The sequence below is a fragment of the Candidatus Ulvibacter alkanivorans genome (assembly GCF_003333325.1).
In the GTDB taxonomy this organism is placed as follows: domain Bacteria; phylum Bacteroidota; class Bacteroidia; order Flavobacteriales; family Flavobacteriaceae; genus Ulvibacter_A; species Ulvibacter_A alkanivorans.
Genome location: NZ_QOLC01000098.1, coordinates 1 through 17190 on the forward strand (window position 1 = coordinate 1; position 17190 = coordinate 17190).

Consider the following 17190-nt stretch of genomic DNA (forward strand, 5'->3'; position numbering starts at 1 on the left):
ATGTTGGCAGGCATGATCGCACCAACTCCTCCCTCAGCATCAGCCTGAGAGGTGTGATAGGTCAAATCTACATTGACCAACGTACCCAAAATCTCCGAATCCTTACTCGTTAAATCAAACTCCTCAACACCATCCTGATCATTGTCACAAATAAAATAATCAGAAATAGGATCTGAAATCTCAGGAGATTGGTTGACTCGCAGTATAAGTTCAACGATATTAAAACAATCCGGACTGTTTATATTTTCCACACGTGCAAAAACCGAATCTTGACCGGCTACTCCATTAGTATAAGTGGTAGGGTTCGCAATTGCAATTGTTCCTGCTTGTGCTAACGCAAATGTTTCGTAATAGATAACAACTGCGTTTGGATCACCACCGGTGATCTCGTTATCCTTTGTGGTTAGGTCGAATTCTGCAAACCCGTCATATGGAATGTCATCACATATTTCATAAGGTGTTGGCACATTAGCATTTGGAGCCACAAAAATAGTTACGACAAAACTATCGGTCGCAAAACAAGCTCCAGGACTCATTGTATTCTCCACTCGTACGAAAATTGTTTCCGAAGGAGCCGCTACATCATAAGGTGTAGGCAATGGATTTGCTCCTGAATCAGCTTCCATTTGAGAATTATGATAGGTCACTGTAAACTGAGATGCCGGCTGTCCGTTAAGCGCTTCAGCATCCTTTAACAAAGGTAAGTTTAAAGATACGAATCCGTCAGAATCTTCATCACAAAGATCATCAATGTCGGTCATTGGACCTGCGGTTGCAGGTTCAAATCTTATAAAGAACGAATTTGTATCGAAACAGTTACCCGATAAATCTTCAATTCGCACAAATATCTCTTCCTGAGGTGGTGTCGCTATTGGATACGCATTGTCGGGAGTGATAGGTGCATTCCCGGTACCGGCGTCTGCTGCAGAATTGTGATACGTAATATTGAATTGCGCCGAATTCTGAGCTCCTAGAACTACAGGATTATTTAGCGTCAGATCGAATATGCCCATATTGGTACCATCGTCACATTGGAACAGATCGTCAGGCTGATTGGCTACCGGTTGTGGAAAAAAGTTGATTTCTATACTATCTGAAATAAGACAAGTAGGATCTGCCGGATCAAAGGCTTCAACTGTATAAGTTCCCGAATTTGGAGCCGTAACCGTAAATGTAAAATCGTCTATTGTACTAGGTCCTTGCGACACTCCGTTATAGAACCACTCATAAGAAATACCCGGCATTCCGGCATCAGCGTTTAACACTATATCCGAATCGTCACAAGTATCAATGTCCGGCCCAAGATCAACGCTAAAAGGCGCCACAGAGCTCACATTCACATCATCGGTAAGTACAACAACATCTCCGTTACAAGTATTCGTATAGGTAACACGGGCAGTAAATGTTTCGGTCCCGGATACACATACATTTAATGTAGGTGAAGTACCAATAACAGTTCCCGTAGAGTCTAACCATTCAAAAACATATGTTGGAGGTCCTACAGGACTAAAGCTCCAAGCTTCATTGTTCGTTGTCCATGGTGAATCGGAAGTGTTTCTTCCCGGTGGTACATAAGCAGTATCTCCTGCATCATTTTGGATACCTACAGCTGCATTTCCACTATTCCAAGTCGTACATACAGGCTTATCCTGAATGTAGATCTCAATTACATTAGAAAATTCATAGAACACGGCCATATGGGTCGCGGTCAAGTTATTACAACTAAAATAGGGTACGTTAAAGTATGAAACCACTAAAACGCGGTTTGGGAAAGTCCCTAGCACTTCATACCCAATCTCTTCGGTAGTTCCCACCGATGGATCGATATCGTGCACAGGTGTAAACACATTGGCTTCTCCTAGTGTTGGATTGGTATTATTGGGAAGGTTCTCAGAGAAAGACCAACCGTTGGAAGTATCTCCCGGATCCACGTCAAATCGAAGTACTCCGTTCGAGCCAACTTGAAATTCGGTTTCCAAGTTTCCGAAGAAACAAAAATCGAAAGGCAAATTATCGACTACCGACCAGCGATCGTCTTGATTTGGGTTCAATTGGTTCGCCAATCCGTCAAATGGAAAGGGAGGATTGTAAGGCACAGCATCCACTGTGTAATTCGAGCCGGAAGTATCGAATGTCTCTAAAAAGGTCGCTGTAATATTTGTACAACTACCTGAAGTACAGTCGATTGTTACATCGGGTCCGGCATCAACAAAGAGTGAACCTGGACCTTGTGCCAAGGCTAGAAATGGAACAATAAGTAGGATTACTAAGGCAATGTAGGGGGAATTTTTCTTCATAATTCATAGGTATGTGCGCGAAATTTAAGAATTTTTTATGAAATCGGTATAACATTGCCTTTAAAAATAGTGACACCATTTTTTCATGGCATATCACGAATCCGTATCTTTGCAGCCTGTATGTAACAATACACACTTAATAATTATGGATTTAGAGAAACAATTAAAGGAAATAGAAGCATTGGGAAATGACCATGTTGGTACTGCAACCGACACGCCCTTAAGAACAGATGCTTTTGACCTTAGCGATATAGAAAAAATTGCGAGCATCAAAGAGGATGTAAAAAGTATAATGCACACCTTAGGGCTTGACCTCACAGATGACAGTTTGAAAGGAACCCCTACACGTGTAGCCAAGATGTTCGTGCAAGAAATCTTCGGTGGTCTTCATCCCGATCGCAAACCTAAGGCTTCTACTTTCGACAATAAATACAAGTATGGTGAGATGTTGGTAGAAAAGAACATCACACTATACTCTACTTGCGAACACCACTTATTACCTATCGTTGGAAAGGCTCATATCGCCTATATTTCGAACGGCACGGTGGTAGGCCTTAGTAAAATGAACCGCGTGGTCGACTACTTCGCAAAAAGACCACAGGTTCAAGAACGTTTAACGATGCAGATCGTAAAAGAATTACAACAAGTATTGAATACAGACGATGTTGCCTGCGTGATCGATGCCAAGCATCTTTGCGTCAATTCGCGAGGAATTCGCGATATAGACAGCAGCACGGTAACGAGTGAGTTTGGCGGTAAATTCAAGGAGCCTGAAACGCGCCGAGAATTTTTGGACTACATCAATCTCGATACCGATTTTTAATACTTATTTCTGAAACACTCATGAAATTATTCGAACAGCAGGAACTCACGATTTATAATTCCCTTACGAAGTCTAAAGAAAAATTTACTCCTATAAATGAAGGAGCAATTGGCATGTATGTGTGTGGACCCACGGTATACAGCAACGTACACTTAGGAAACTGTCGTACATTCTTGTCGTTCGATTTGGTGTTTCGTTATCTAAAGCATTTGGGATTTAAAGTTCGCTATGTTCGGAATATTACCGATGCCGGTCATTTAGAGAATGATGGCGAGAGCGGCGATGACCCTATCTTAAAGAAAGCGCGTATCGAACAACTCGAACCTATGGAAGTGGTTCAAAAATACACGGTCGATTTCCATACAACTATGGATAAGTTCAATGCATTATCTCCAAGTATCGAACCAACAGCAACAGGACACATCTTCGAACAAATTGCTATTGTGGAGTCTATTATTGCTGAAGGATATGCCTACGTAAAAAATGGCTCGGTTTATTTTGATGTTATGAAGTTTAATGAGGATAATGCTTACGGCAAATTAAGTGGTAGGAATCTCGAAGACATGATCACCAATACACGAGAACTTGCCGCTCAAAGTGAAAAGAAGAATCCACAAGATTTTGCACTGTGGAAAAAAGCTGAGCCCCAACATATTATGCGTTGGCCTTCACCTTGGAGTGATGGTTTTCCGGGTTGGCATCTCGAATGTACTGCGATGAGCACAAAATACTTGGGCAACCAGTTCGATATTCATGGCGGTGGAATGGACCTTAAATTTCCACACCACGAATGTGAGATCGCTCAAGCAGAAGCATCTAACAAACAATCGCCGGTTAATTACTGGATGCACGCCAATATGCTAACGCTGAACGGTAAGAAAATGTCTAAATCGACCGGGAATTTTATCCTCCCAAATGAGATGTTCACCGGTGACAACAATATTCTTAGTAAGGCCTTCTCTCCTACTGTGACAAAATTCTTTATGTATCAGGCACATTACAGAAGCATACTCGATTTTTCGAATGATGCACTGGTCGCTTCAGAAAAAGGATTTAACCGACTCATGGATTCGTATAGTAGTATCGATGGTTTAATTACTTCGGAAAAAAGCACAGTAGACGTTGCGGCTTGGCGACAATCATGTTATGATGCCATGAACGACGATTTTAACAGCCCTATTTTGATCGCGCAGTTATTTGAAGCTACCAAATGGATCAATGGGCTGAAAGAGGGTACTGAAGCAATTTCAGAAAAAGACAAAACGCTTTTAAAGACTACTATGCATGATTTTATCTTTGAGGTGCTAGGGCTTACCGATACGATAAATGAAACTTCAGAAGACGGGAACAAACTAAGTAGTGCGGTAGAATTACTAATCGAACTTCGAGATCAGGCTCGAGCCAACAAGGACTTCACTACTAGTGATCGTATTCGCGATGCCTTGCAAGAGGTGGGTATTCAATTGAAAGACGGAAAAGAAGGGACGACCTACTCATTACATTAAGGTTGAAAAAGATACTTACATACCCTTTTATTTTGTTGGTACGTTTTTATCAAATCGTTATTTCTCCTCTTACACCCTCCACATGTCGCTATACACCAACATGCTCACATTACACGGTTGAGGCACTTCAAAAACACGGGCTTTTTAAAGGGGGATGGTTAGCAGTAAAAAGAATTGGCAGTTGTCATCCTTGGGGCGGTTCCGGTTACGATCCCGTACCCGAAAATGATGAAAAACCAACAAGTTAGCACCTACTTTTGCATCTACTTCGGAAAAGTAAGAAAGTGGTCGATGCTCGCGGGAGGTATTTTGTTATCTTTACCTCGTCTATAAAAACACAGTATGCACTATTTAAGTTTTGTTTGGGATCCTTCGGAAGGAATCGATCTTGGTTTTTTTATTATTCGTTATTACAGCTTGATGTTTGTGATCGCCTTTGTCTTAGGGTGGTTTATCATGAAACGTATCTTTAAGAATGAAGGCGAATCCTTAGAGAAATTAGATAGTTTGTTTATTTATATGGTCGTAGCTACCTTGGTTGGGGCCCGCTTAGGACATGTGTTATTCTACCAATCGGAATTGATCACACAAGACCCACTATCCATTTTTCTACCCATACAAACCAAACCGGAATTTGAATTTACAGGCTTTCAAGGATTAGCGAGTCATGGAGCGGCTATCGCCATTATAATCGCGATGTTCATTTACAGTAAAAGGGTATTAAAGAAACCCGTACTTTGGATCTTAGACCGTATTATTATCGCTGTGGCCTGTGGCGGAATTTTCGTTCGAATTGGCAACTTTATAAATTCAGAAATCATTGGCAAACCAACAGGCAGTGATTATGGCGTCATCTTTAAACAATTAGGAGAAGATTTTCCACGCCATCCTGCACAATTGTACGAATCGGCAGGGTATATCATCGTATTCCTTATCGTCTGGTTTATATATTGGAAAACGAACAAAAGGAACTACTTAGGATATCTTTTTGGTGTCTTCTTGGTATTGCTTTGGCTGGTACGCTTTTTGGTAGAATTTGTAAAAGAAGCACAAGTAGAAGAACGTGCCGAATGGGCACTGAATACCGGACAGTGGCTAAGTATTCCGTTTATACTAATAGGAATTTATTTAATGGTACGTGCTTCCAAAAAACATTATGTATAAATGAAGAAACTAATAATTTCGGCTGCAGTCGCAGCTCTATGTTGCGGTGTTATAAGCTGTAAAGACAAGCAGCAAGAACGCCCCGTACTAACCAAAGAGGTAACTTTTACTAAAGAAGGGGAACTTACCCTTAAAAAAGCACAAACCGATTCGATCGTCGCGCAACTTGATATTGAGATCGCAGATGATGCCTATGAAACCGAAACGGGCTTGATGTATCGAAAATCGATGCCAAACAACCAAGGCATGTTATTTATTTTCGACGAGGAACTTACCCGTGGATTTTATATGAAGAACACCGAGTTTTCGATAGATATAATTTTCTTTAACAAAGACAAGGAGATCGTAAATATTCAAAAAAATGCCAAGCCTTTCGACCCTACATCTTTACCTTCGGAAGGACCCGCGCAGTATGTATTAGAAGTTAACGCAGGCTTAAGTGATGCATGGGGCTTGGAAAAGGGTGATTATATAACTTGGACCAATACTTCAGAATAAAAATTAAAAGTTAGACATAAAAAAAAACGCCGGATCAGATGACCCGGCGTTTTTTTTTATTTCCGAAGAACTGCTTATTTAACAGCTTCTTCTAATTCTTCTTCTTTCTTTTCTGAAAGATCGATTCCTCTTTTTCTAACTGTATCGTAGAACACCGGCGTTGCGATGAACAACGATGAGTAGGTACCTACAAGTACACCAACGATCAATGCGAAAATAAGTCCGCGAATCGATTCTGCACCAATAAAGAAGATACACAACAATACGATCAATGTCGTGATCGAAGTATTCAAGGTTCGACTTAAGGTGCTGTTTAATGCACTGTTGATTATACGGTTCATTTTCCAACTGCTGTGTTCGTTAAAGAATTCTCGAATCCTATCGAATACAACCACCGTATCGTTCAAGGAATAACCAATAACGGTCAAGATCGCAGCAATAAATGACTGGTCGATCTCCATACTAAACGGCATGATATTGTGTGTAAGGGAGAAGATTCCCAATACGATCAACACATCGTGGAATACGGCGGCTACCGCACCCAAACTGAACTGCCATCTTCTAAATCGAAGGAGGATGTATAAGAATACCACGATTAAGGAACCTAATACGGCCCAGAACGATGCTTTTTTAATATCATCGGCAATGGTTGGACTTACTTTATAATATTCCATTCGACCAGCAACCTTGCTATCGTCATCTTCTTTAAAGTCTTCGAAGGTCATACCGGATGGCAAGTAAGGTTTTAATCCGTCATACAACATTTGTTCGATCTCATTATCAACCTCAGTTCCGCTTTCTTCAACTTTGTATTTTGTAGTAATCTTTAATTGATTGTCCCCACCGTAGGTTTTCGCTTCGGCACTTCCATACACTTCAATTAGGTCATTTTGCACATTAAGTGCGTTTACGTCCTTGTCGAATCGAACAGTATATGTACGTCCACCAACGAAATCAACCCCTTGGTTAAGACCAACAGTAAATAAAGAACCAATACTCAATACCAATAAGATACCTGAAATCACGTAGGCTATTTTACGCTTTCCGAGGAAATTGATATTTACATTCTTGAACAAGTTCTTGGTAACAGCCGTAGAACATGGTAATGATTTTCCGTTTTTAGTATAGCTATCGATGAACAGACGCGTAATAAAGATCGCTGTAAACAATGAGGTTGCAATACCAATCAATAAGGTCGTTGCGAATCCTTTAATAGGACCCGTTCCGAAGACCAATAAAATAAGACCTGTAAGACCGGTTGTAATGTTCGCATCGAGAATTGATGACAAGGCATTATTAAATCCGTCCTTGATAGCGTCTTTTTGTGCTTTTCCTTTGGCAAGTTCTTCGCGAATTCGCTCAAAAATAAGCACGTTCGCATCGACCGAAATACCAATCGTCAATACGATACCTGCAATACCAGGTAGCGTTAATACTGCACCTAGACCAGCAAGGATTCCGAAGATAAACACAATATTCACCACAAGAGCCACATCGGCAAACAAACCGGCTCTACCGTAGTAGAAGATCATCCATATTAGCACAAAGCCTAAGGCAATTGCAAACGATAAAATACCACTATTGATCGCTTCTTGACCTAAGGTTGGTCCTACTACTTCCGCCTGAATAATATCGGCAGAAGCAGGTAACTTACCTGCACGTAATACATTTGCAAGATCTTGACCTTCGGTAATGGTAAAATCTCCAGAGATCTGACTTCTTCCTCCGGCGATAGGACCTGTGGTCACACCAGGAGCAGAATATACGATGTCGTCAAGAACAATTGCGATCTGACTTTGGTTGTTGTAGGCCTTTCCGGTCATGTCTTCCCAGATACGTGCTCCAACTCCATTCATTTGCATATCGACTACCACGCGACCTACTTGGTCGAAGCTTTGCTGTGCATCTACAACGACACCACCACCTAATGGCGGTTCGGCGTCACGATTTTCAACACGTAAAGCATATAGACTTGTAAGTTCTTCTTCTAATTCTTCATTGTATTCTGAAAGGCCCCATACAAACTTTGTATAGCGCTGATCGTTTGGAAGTAATGATCGTACTTCCGGCATACGTAAATAACTATTGATCTTAGCTGTGTCCTGGACCGCAAAGGTTGCCAATACAGGTTGACCCGGTGCTCCGGGTGATACCATCAACGAAAAGATCGGGTTTGCAACTTCTGCATCTAGTGACGCATCTTCTGCATCTTCTCCGTCTAACAGTGCGTTGATCTCTTCATCTTCAGTTTGCGTAGAATCTTGTGCTACTTCTTCCTGAGTTTCTTCTTTTACTAAATTTTTTAGTTTTTGGTCTGCCTCAAATAAAAAGTTTTGGATCTCATCGAACTTATACACTTCCCAAAATTCCAATTGAGCAGTACTAGTTACTAAGTTAACCACACGCTCTACATCTTTTGCTCCAGGCAGTTCGACCAAGATACGGGCCGAATTTCCTAAACGCTGAATGTTTGGTTGTGTTACTCCAAACTTATCGATACGCTTTCTAAGCACTTCGAAAGCCGAGGTAATAGACTCATCTATTTTTCTTGAAATAATTGGCTGTACTTCTTCATTGGTCATTGAAGAATTAATATCCTCTTCTAAATTCTTATTAAAAAAGATATTTGAAGAAGCTAGTTTATTTTCACCCGGCAATTCTTCAAAAGCCTGAAAAAACAACTCTAGGTAGGTTTCTTGCGAATTTTTCTGAAGCTCTTCTGCATTTTGTAATGCTTGATTAAACGCAGGATCCTTGGTATTGTTTGCCAACCCTCTTAGGATGTCCTGAACAGACACCTGAAGAATCACGTTCACACCACCTTTAAGATCGAGCCCTTTGTTTAATTCTTTTTCTTTTGCAGTCTTGTAATCGATTCCCAGCAAGATTTCTTCTCCACTAATCGAATCGAGGTATCTAGCCTCGGCTGCCGCCCGCGCATCGGGCTGAGTTTCAGGATATGCATTCTTTGCAAACGCCTTTGCATCATCTTCTACCTTGTTTGCGATATATGTAAACGATAATTGGTACAAACTTACCAATCCGAAGAGGATCGCAAATACTGTAATGAGTCCTTTATTTTGCATGCTAGCTTGTTTAGATAATTTTAAAAACGTGCAAATATAGGTTTTCAAAAAGGAAATGACAATTATTTTCTTTTGAAAAGTTTAACAAAAAAAGGCCGCACAAGGCGGCCTTTTTCAATATGATAAGAATGACTGCTATATGCTTAACAATCCATTGGTTTTACTTACCCCTTCAGCACTTTCTTTCATGTGTTCTTTTTCGGCATCGTTTAACTCGATCGCTACGATCTTTTCTATACCGTTGCGTCCAAGTACTACAGGCACTCCAATACAAATATCGTTTAAGCCGTATTCACCCTCTAACATCGTTGAACAAGGAAATATTTTCTTTTGGTCGCAAGCGATAGCTTGCACTAAACCTGATACTGCTGCTCCGGGTGCGTACCATGCCGATGTTCCTAACAATTTCGTAAGCGTTGCACCTCCAACTTTGGTATCTTCTTTTACTTGAGATAAACGCTCTTCGGAAATAAACTCGGTAACAGGCACACTGTTACGAGTCGCCAATCGTGTTAGGGGTACCATACCTTTATCGCTATGTCCACCAATCACCATACCGTCAACATCACTTATTGGCGCTTCTAAGGCTTCTGCCAAACGGTATTTAAAACGAGCACTATCTAGCGCGCCGCCCATTCCAATGATTCTGTGCTTCGGAAGATCGGTTGTTTTGTGCACCAGATACGTCATGGTATCCATAGGATTACTCACGACTATGATGATTGTATCGGGTGAATTTTTAACCAAGTTAGAAGACACTTCTTTTACAATTCCGGCATTAATACCAATGAGCTCTTCACGTGTCATTCCTGGTTTTCTTGGAATTCCACTAGTGATTACGCAAATGTCGCTGTTTGCCGTTTTCGAATAGTCTCCAGTAGTTCCAACTATACGCGTATCGAAACCATTTAACGAAGCAGTTTGCATTAAGTCCATCGCCTTTCCTTCAGCATATCCTTCTTTAATGTCCAGTAACACTACTTCACTTGCAAAATTTTTAATAGCAATGTACTCGGCGCAACTTGCACCTACAGCACCTGCTCCTACTACGGTAATTTTCATTATATCTATTTTTGAATGATTAATTTTTCGAGTTGCAAAAATACAATTATATGCATTAATTATATGCTAATTAGCCTATTAAATTCCGAAATGGACGCCCAACGAAATATTGTCGTACTCGGCTAAATTGTAATCGGCGTGCATTCCGAAGAAACCCAACGTAAGCTTTGCGCCCACGGTTCCTCTAACTCCGGATATCTTATTTCGAATTGAAAACGGATCGTTAAATTCATTGGTAGTTTCAAACAGCGGTACTCCTGCACGAACGCGATAGGTTCCCAGTACATCAAAATCGGAAGTACCGGCCACGTACCCAATTCCACCATAGAAGTTTATAACCGGTAATTTTGTCGAGGCTTGTAATTGGAGCAAATAACTGTTTTGTCGCACATCGAACTGCTGATTTTCACCTTCTATAATCATATCGTCTGTAAAGTCGTAATTCGCAGTCAGGTTGGTATAGGCGACCACTCCTGCGATCGCTACCGGAAAGACCGATTCGGCAGGCAACCATTCAGTAAATTCCACTTTTAGTCCAACACCAAATAATCCAGTCTTTACATCTTCCTGTTCTATCTTCGGAAAGTACCTTACTTTAACTTCAGTTGCTTTAAACAAGCCTAATCTCGCTTGCAAGAAAGCCGAAGGAAGCGCATTCACATTTACTGAAGCTAACCCCTGTGGTAAGACAAATTCAACTTCTTCATTGAACACTCCATTATTTACTTCAGAAAACACTACAATATCCGGGTCATTTTCGCCAAAGGCGGTAGCCACTTCCTTACTATTGCTACCATCGCGAAACTGTAAATTGTTATAATCGGCCGTGTTTAAGGTGAAGGATCGTTGCGAGTCGTTGATAAGGGTTGCATTACCAATTATTGAAAATTCAAATTTGAGTGGTTTCTTAACTTGTGCCGACTGTACCCAGCCATTGGCTGTGTTATACATCATTCCTTCGGCTGCCGGTGAAATATACGCTGTAGAAAAGCGCTTGGCATCTTCCACACCTGCTGCCAAGAGATCTTCAAGGTTTTCTTGGGCGGTTAATGGTAGCACTACGGCTGCCATTAAAAATAAAGATATCTTCTTCATGGGTCAATTTTTAAGGACAAAATAAAAAACCCGCAACGACTGTTGCGGGTTTTTATATAATATTTAACGAATAATCTTATGCGTCGATATTCGCGTAAACTGCGTTCTTTTCTATAAACTCACGACGTGGCGGCACCTCGTCTCCCATTAACATAGAGAAGATACGATCGGCTTCTGTTCCATTGTCAATAGTAACTTGTCGCAAAGTTCTAAACTCAGGATTCATAGTGGTATCCCACAGTTGTTCTGCGTTCATCTCACCAAGACCCTTATAACGTTGAATGCTGGCACTTCCTCCAAATTGCTCATTTAGCGCATCTCGTTCTTTATCGCTCCATGCGTATTCCTTTTTAGCACCTTTCTTTATAAGGTATAGTGGAGGTGTTGCTATATACACATAACCGGCCTCAATAAGATCTTTCATATAACGGAAGAAGAATGTCAAGATCAACGTAGCAATATGGCTACCATCAACATCGGCATCACACATAATCACCACCTTGTGGTATCTAAGTTTTTCAAGATTCAATGCTTTGCTGTCTTCTTCTGTACCAATGGTTACACCTAGTGCCGTAAAGATATTTCGAATCTCTTCATTTTCGAACACCTTGTGTTGCATGGCTTTCTCAACATTTAATATCTTTCCTCGTAGTGGCAAGATCGCTTGAAAGTTTCGGTCACGTCCTTGCTTGGCCGTACCTCCTGCCGAGTCACCCTCGACCAGGAATACTTCACATTTTTGCGGGTCTTGCTCAGAGCAGTCACTTAATTTTCCAGGTAATCCGCCACCACTCATAACCGTCTTACGTTGCACCATTTCTCGTGCTTTTCGTGCGGCATGTCGTGCTTGTGCAGCTAGGATCACTTTTTGAACAATGGTTTTCGCATCATTCGGATTCTCCTCCAAATAGATCTCAAGCATTTCAGAAACAGCCTGACTTACGGCAGAAGTCACCTCACGGTTCCCTAGCTTGGTCTTGGTTTGCCCCTCAAATTGCGGTTCGGCTACTTTTACGGATACGATAGCTGTAAGTCCCTCTCGGAAGTCATCTCCGGCAATATCGAACTTTAACTTATCCAACATCCCTGAAGCATCTGCATACTTCTTTAGTGTCGTGGTAAGTCCGCGTCGAAAACCGGATAGGTGAGTTCCACCTTCATGAGTGTTGATATTATTTACGTACGAATGTAGGTTCTCGTTAAACGAAGTGTTATAGATCATAGCCACCTCAACCGGAATGTCGTTCTTCTCCCCTTCCATCGCAATGACATCGGTGATAAGTGGTTCTCTGTTGCTGTCTAAGAAACGAATAAACTCTTTTAATCCCTCGTCGCTATGAAAAGTTTCTCTAGGATGCTCTCCTTTTTCATCAGTTTCACGTTTGTCGGTCAAACTAATGGTCACGCCTTTGTTCAAGAAGGATAACTCGCGCAATCTACTGGCTAAGGTATCATAGTTGTACTCTCGAGACTGTTTAAATATTTCAGAATCCGGTTTAAATGTAACCACGGTACCACGGTAATCGGTTTCTCCAACCGACTTAACCGGATATAAGGTCTTACCTCTTTCGTAGGCTTGTTCCCAAATCTTACCATCTCGATGGACTGTTGCTTTTAGACTTTCAGATAAGGCATTCACTACAGAAACACCCACCCCGTGCAAACCACCGGATACTTTGTACGAATCTTTATCAAATTTACCACCAGCACCAATCTTGGTCATAACCACTTCTAATGCTGAAACGCCTTCTTTTTTGTGAAGATCGACCGGAATTCCACGACCGTTATCCTTAACGGTAATAGAATTGTCTTCGTTGATCCAAACATCGATGGTATCACAATATCCACCCATGGCCTCATCGATAGAATTATCTACCACCTCATAGACCAAATGATGCAGTCCACGCACTCCAACATCTCCAATATACATAGATGGTCGCATGCGCACATGCTCCATCCCCTCCAGTGCCTGAATACTATCGGCGCCGTACACTTTAATATCTTTTTCGTCCTTCATATAAAATAGGTTGTTTTGCTATAATTTCGTAACGAACAAATATAACAAAACCCCTTATAAAATATAGGGTTTCGGCATTTTATAGCTGTGAAGTTATTAACAAATTTTTGTGAAAAAAATTAGGTTTTAACTCGTACTTTCGAGATTCAGTATTCCCTTGTAAGAATAATACACTAAACGCGACCATTAATTCGTTAGTTAAGCACAATTAAGCTAAAAAATACGCTATGAAAACAGTATATACTTGTATTGCAATCACCCTTACCATTCTATTATCAACCGATGCAACCTTGGCACAATCCTTCCCTACCATGGATGCAAGTCCGATGGACCTCGCGATGGCTCGAGCCGACAGAAACACACCTCCGGTAGCTCGTGTCATTTATAGTAGACCTTCAAAAAAAGGCCGCGAGATCTTTGGCGAATTAGTTCCTTACGATCAAGTATGGCGCACCGGTGCCAATGAAGCCACCGAACTCACTTTATACAAGCCAATGCTATTTGGCGACACCAAACTTGATCCCGGTACGTATACACTTTATACCATTCCGAAGAAAGATGAATGGGTTATAATCATAAATGGAGATACTAATGTATGGGGAAGCTACTCCTATAAAAAAGAAAAAGACATTGCACGCATGACGGTAGAAACTCGAAATGCAGCAGCACCTACCGAATCCTTATCGATGGTGTTTCGTCCCGAGAACGATGGCACCACGCTCATGATAGGATGGGACTCTACCTATGTAGAAATCCCTTTTAAAAGCATTTAAGCTCTTAAACATCGCAAGACTAAATGGAAAAAGATGCTAAAAAGCATCTTTTTTTATGGGATATTCAGGTATTTATGGGTTTGTAACGAAACTTTCCACTTTGGGTTTTTCATTACATATTCCACTATCTTCGGAATGACAGTTTCTCGTTTACTCCATTCCGGTTGTAAGTATAAGATGCAATCTTTATTTACCTTTTCTGCCTGCTCTTCGGCAAATCGAAAATCATCGTTGTTGTAGACGATCACCTTTAATTCATTGGCAACCGAATAGATCTCGGGTGTTGGCAGTTTTATTTTCTTTGGTGATAGACAGATCCAATCCCAAGTTCCGGTTAGCGGATATGCTCCCGAGGTTTCAATATGCACCTGCATTCCTTTGTCTTTCAACTTGGACGTAAGAGGGCCCATATCCCACGTTAATGGTTCACCGCCTGTAATTACAATTGTTTTTGAAGATGCCGCGGCATTAGCAACAATAGCATTGGTTTCGGTGGGTGGGTGTAACTTGGCATTCCAACTTTCTTTTACGTCGCACCAATGGCAACCCACATCACAACCTCCAATTCGAACAAAGTAAGCTGCAGTGCCTTTATGATATCCTTCTCCCTGAATAGTGTAGAATTCTTCCATTAAAGGAAGCATCTCACCTTTATCCACCAACGTTTCAATCTCTTTTTGCATAGCTGCAAAAATACAATAATTAAGTAAGTGCTGCCGTGTTCTTTTCGCTTAATCTACTTAGAACGTATCGCCATTACTTCGATCTCGATCTTAGCTCCTTTTGCTAGTCCTTTAGCAGCAAAAGTAGTGCGCGCGGGTCGTTGGGGGAAATAGGTTGTATAAATCGCATTGAAGGCTTCAAAATCGGTGATACTTTCTAAGATCACAGTAGCCTTGACCACATCTCGCATGTCGAGATTGTGCTGCTGAAGCACCGACTTGATATTCTCTAAGGTTTGTCTGGTCTCTGCTTCTATGCCTCCAGTCACCAATTCTCTGGTGCTGTGATCCATACCAATTTGTCCCGATAATAGATACAGCTCCCCTATTTGAACCACATCACTAAAGGGCGCCGATTGCTTTCTCGGCTCGTGCGATCTATGAAAAATTGGTGTCTTAACAGCTGTACTATCTAGTTTATTTACTTCGGAAGCTGTTTCGGTAGTAGTAACAGTGTCGGTACAACAAATGCTTCCGAAGCAGAAAATAAAGATTACCAGGATTTTAATGAATGGTGCCATAAGAGATCGCCTTTAAGAGAATTACGATTTTAAAGTACGGAATATTTCAGTAGCATTATTACAATTGTTATTTTTAGCAAAAATTTAAACGATGGCAGACACCCAGGCTTTTTTCGATCATATCACTTCGGGAAACACATTTAAAGGAGATTCTATTACCCTAGGAGCCGCTATGTTAGATGGAGAAACCATAACCGACGCGCTGGTAAAAGTTCCATTGAAAACGTTAAATCGACACGGTCTAATTGCAGGGGCCACCGGGACGGGGAAGACAAAGACCTTACAAGTTTTGGCCGAAAACCTTTCAGAAAAAGGTGTTCCTGTGCTATTAATGGATATGAAAGGCGACTTGAGTGGGATCGCCCAACCCAGTCCGGGGCATCCGAAGATCGATGAGCGTCATGAAAAAATTGGAATTCCGTTTGAAGCCAAAAAATTTCCGGTAGAAATCCTAACACTTTCAGAACAGAACGGTGTACGATTGCGAGCAACGGTTAGTGAATTTGGGCCGGTATTGCTATCGCGAATCTTAAATGTGAGTGAAACCCAAGCCGGCATTATCTCTGTCATCTTTAAATATTGTGACGATAACAAGCTTCCGTTATTGGACCTAAAAGATTTTAAAAAAGTATTACAGTATTCCACAAATGAAGGGAAAGCAGCCATAGCGAAAGAATACGGTCGCATCTCTCCTGCTTCCACAGGTGCTATTCTTAGAAGAGTGGTAGAATTAGAACAACAAGGAGGTGATCTTTTCTTTGGCGAGAAGTCGTTCGATACAGACGACTTGCTTCGCGTAAATGATGAGGGAATGGGATATATTAATATTGTACGCCTTACCGATATTCAAGATCGACCAAAATTGTTCTCCACTTTCATGCTATCCTTGTTAGCCGAGATCTATACCACCTTTCCCGAACAAGGGGACAGCGGCCGACCCGAGCTAGTCATCTTTATAGACGAGGCCCACCTAATATTTAAGGAAGCCAGCGATGCATTGCTCGACCAAATTGAAAGTATCGTAAAATTAATTCGTTCTAAAGGTGTGGGGCTCTATTTCGTGACTCAAAACCCTACCGATGTGCCGGACGAGGTACTAAGTCAGTTAGGATTAAAAGTTCAGCATGCGTTACGTGCGTTTACTGCCAAGGATCGAAAAGCCATTAAGCTTACCGCAGAAAATTATCCGTTATCCGATTATTATAAGACGTCAGAAGTATTAACTTCGCTCGGAATTGGAGAAGCGTTGATTACTGCCTTAAATGAAAAAGGAATTCCAACACCACTTGCGGCTACTATGTTGCGAGCGCCTATGAGCAGGATGGATGTATTAGAAGACAAGGAACTTACCGAGCTTATTGATACCTCCAAACTTGCAAACAAATACAATGAAAACATAGATCGTGAAAGCGCCTATGAATTGTTAACCGAAAAAATTGAAACAGCCGAAAAAGAAGAAGCAATACAAAAAGCAAAAGAAGAAAAAGAGGCCGTAAAACAGAGTAGCTCAAGAAGAACTACATCGAGAAGACGAAGAAGCAAACAGAATCCGTTTGTTAAAGCCTTATCCAGTCCAACGGTAATACGGAGTGTACTGGGCATTTTAACCAAATTAATGCGATAATAA

Annotated in this window: 14 protein-coding genes; 7 read left to right on the forward strand and 7 right to left on the reverse strand. The window is 41.2% G+C overall.

Going from position 1 to position 17190, the window contains the following annotated elements; all coding sequences use genetic code 11:
* Positions 1–2297: FIDD domain-containing protein (locus tag DWA30_RS10670; protein WP_498365827.1), on the reverse strand; the 2297-nt coding region annotated here is incomplete at its 3' end.
* A gap of 145 nt (positions 2298–2442) precedes the next feature.
* Here DWA30_RS10670 and folE point away from each other — a divergent pair.
* The 5 genes from folE to DWA30_RS10695 all read left to right on the forward strand — a co-directional run bounded on the left by folE (position 2443) and on the right by DWA30_RS10695 (position 6287).
* The gene (gene folE, locus DWA30_RS10675) at positions 2443–3120 is read left to right on the forward strand and encodes a GTP cyclohydrolase I FolE (RefSeq protein WP_114492532.1); all 678 of its coding nucleotides are present in this window, start codon (positions 2443–2445) and stop codon (positions 3118–3120) included.
* A 20-nt stretch (positions 3121–3140) separates the two neighbouring features.
* A complete protein-coding gene (gene cysS, locus DWA30_RS10680) occupies positions 3141–4625 on the forward strand; it encodes a cysteine--tRNA ligase (protein WP_114492533.1) in 1485 nt (494 codons plus the stop codon).
* A gap of 2 nt (positions 4626–4627) precedes the next feature.
* Positions 4628–4873, forward strand: a complete 246-nt coding sequence (yidD, locus tag DWA30_RS10685; RefSeq protein WP_114492534.1) for a membrane protein insertion efficiency factor YidD — start codon at positions 4628–4630, stop codon at positions 4871–4873.
* A gap of 94 nt (positions 4874–4967) precedes the next feature.
* Entirely contained in the window at positions 4968–5789 is an 822-nt protein-coding gene (gene lgt, locus DWA30_RS10690) for a prolipoprotein diacylglyceryl transferase (protein WP_114492535.1), read from the forward strand.
* Positions 5790–6287, forward strand: a complete 498-nt coding sequence (locus DWA30_RS10695) for a DUF192 domain-containing protein (RefSeq protein ID WP_114492536.1) — start codon at positions 5790–5792, stop codon at positions 6285–6287. It abuts the gene before it with no gap.
* Positions 6288–6361: 74 nt separating this feature from the next.
* Here DWA30_RS10695 and secDF read toward each other — a convergent pair whose 3' ends face one another.
* The 4 genes from secDF to gyrB form a co-directional block, all read right to left on the reverse strand.
* Positions 6362–9373 (reverse strand): protein translocase subunit SecDF, encoded by a 3012-nt coding sequence (gene secDF / locus DWA30_RS10700; RefSeq protein ID WP_114492537.1) that lies wholly within the window; start codon positions 9371–9373, stop codon positions 6362–6364.
* A 135-nt stretch (positions 9374–9508) separates the two neighbouring features.
* On the reverse strand, positions 9509–10435 hold the full coding sequence (gene mdh / locus DWA30_RS10705; RefSeq protein ID WP_114492538.1) for a malate dehydrogenase: 927 nt from the start codon (positions 10433–10435) through the stop codon (positions 9509–9511).
* Between the two features lie 78 nt (positions 10436–10513).
* Entirely contained in the window at positions 10514–11530 is a 1017-nt protein-coding gene (locus DWA30_RS10710; protein ID WP_114492539.1) for a DUF6588 family protein, read from the reverse strand.
* A 76-nt stretch (positions 11531–11606) separates the two neighbouring features.
* On the reverse strand, positions 11607–13547 hold the full coding sequence (gyrB, locus tag DWA30_RS10715; RefSeq protein ID WP_114492540.1) for a DNA topoisomerase (ATP-hydrolyzing) subunit B: 1941 nt from the start codon (positions 13545–13547) through the stop codon (positions 11607–11609).
* 227 nt (positions 13548–13774) lie between these two features.
* Here gyrB and DWA30_RS10720 point away from each other — a divergent pair, with 227 nt between their 5' ends.
* A complete protein-coding gene (locus DWA30_RS10720) occupies positions 13775–14320 on the forward strand; it encodes a DUF2911 domain-containing protein (RefSeq protein ID WP_114492541.1) in 546 nt (181 codons plus the stop codon).
* Positions 14321–14373: 53 nt separating this feature from the next.
* Here the strand turns inward: DWA30_RS10720 and DWA30_RS10725 are convergent, their stop codons facing one another.
* On the reverse strand, positions 14374–15003 hold the full coding sequence (locus DWA30_RS10725; RefSeq protein ID WP_114492542.1) for a 7-carboxy-7-deazaguanine synthase QueE: 630 nt from the start codon (positions 15001–15003) through the stop codon (positions 14374–14376).
* Positions 15004–15056: 53 nt separating this feature from the next.
* Entirely contained in the window at positions 15057–15563 is a 507-nt protein-coding gene (locus tag DWA30_RS10730; protein ID WP_114492543.1) for a RidA family protein, read from the reverse strand.
* A 91-nt stretch (positions 15564–15654) separates the two neighbouring features.
* On the opposite strand from DWA30_RS10730, the gene DWA30_RS10735 reads away from it, so the two are divergent.
* The gene (locus DWA30_RS10735; RefSeq protein WP_114492544.1) at positions 15655–17187 is read left to right on the forward strand and encodes a helicase HerA-like domain-containing protein; all 1533 of its coding nucleotides are present in this window, start codon (positions 15655–15657) and stop codon (positions 17185–17187) included.
* Positions 17188–17190: the final 3 nt, after the last annotated feature.

What these genes read in the sequence shown, in the direction of transcription:
- folE (WP_114492532.1), top strand. Translation starts at nt 2,443, where the DNA reads ATGGATTTAGAGAAACAATTAAAGGAAATAGAAGCATTGGGAAATGAC.
- cysS (WP_114492533.1), top strand. Translation starts at nt 3,141, where the DNA reads ATGAAATTATTCGAACAGCAGGAACTCACGATTTATAATTCCCTTACG.
- lgt (WP_114492535.1), top strand. Translation starts at nt 4,968, where the DNA reads ATGCACTATTTAAGTTTTGTTTGGGATCCTTCGGAAGGAATCGATCTT.
- DWA30_RS10695 (WP_114492536.1), top strand. Translation starts at nt 5,790, where the DNA reads ATGAAGAAACTAATAATTTCGGCTGCAGTCGCAGCTCTATGTTGCGGT.
- secDF (WP_114492537.1), bottom strand. Translation starts at nt 9,373, where the DNA reads ATGCAAAATAAAGGACTCATTACAGTATTTGCGATCCTCTTCGGATTG.
- mdh (WP_114492538.1), bottom strand. Translation starts at nt 10,435, where the DNA reads ATGAAAATTACCGTAGTAGGAGCAGGTGCTGTAGGTGCAAGTTGCGCC.
- DWA30_RS10710 (WP_114492539.1), bottom strand. Translation starts at nt 11,530, where the DNA reads ATGAAGAAGATATCTTTATTTTTAATGGCAGCCGTAGTGCTACCATTA.
- gyrB (WP_114492540.1), bottom strand. Translation starts at nt 13,547, where the DNA reads ATGAAGGACGAAAAAGATATTAAAGTGTACGGCGCCGATAGTATTCAG.
- DWA30_RS10720 (WP_114492541.1), top strand. Translation starts at nt 13,775, where the DNA reads ATGAAAACAGTATATACTTGTATTGCAATCACCCTTACCATTCTATTA.
- DWA30_RS10725 (WP_114492542.1), bottom strand. Translation starts at nt 15,003, where the DNA reads ATGCAAAAAGAGATTGAAACGTTGGTGGATAAAGGTGAGATGCTTCCT.
- DWA30_RS10730 (WP_114492543.1), bottom strand. Translation starts at nt 15,563, where the DNA reads ATGGCACCATTCATTAAAATCCTGGTAATCTTTATTTTCTGCTTCGGA.
- DWA30_RS10735 (WP_114492544.1), top strand. Translation starts at nt 15,655, where the DNA reads ATGGCAGACACCCAGGCTTTTTTCGATCATATCACTTCGGGAAACACA.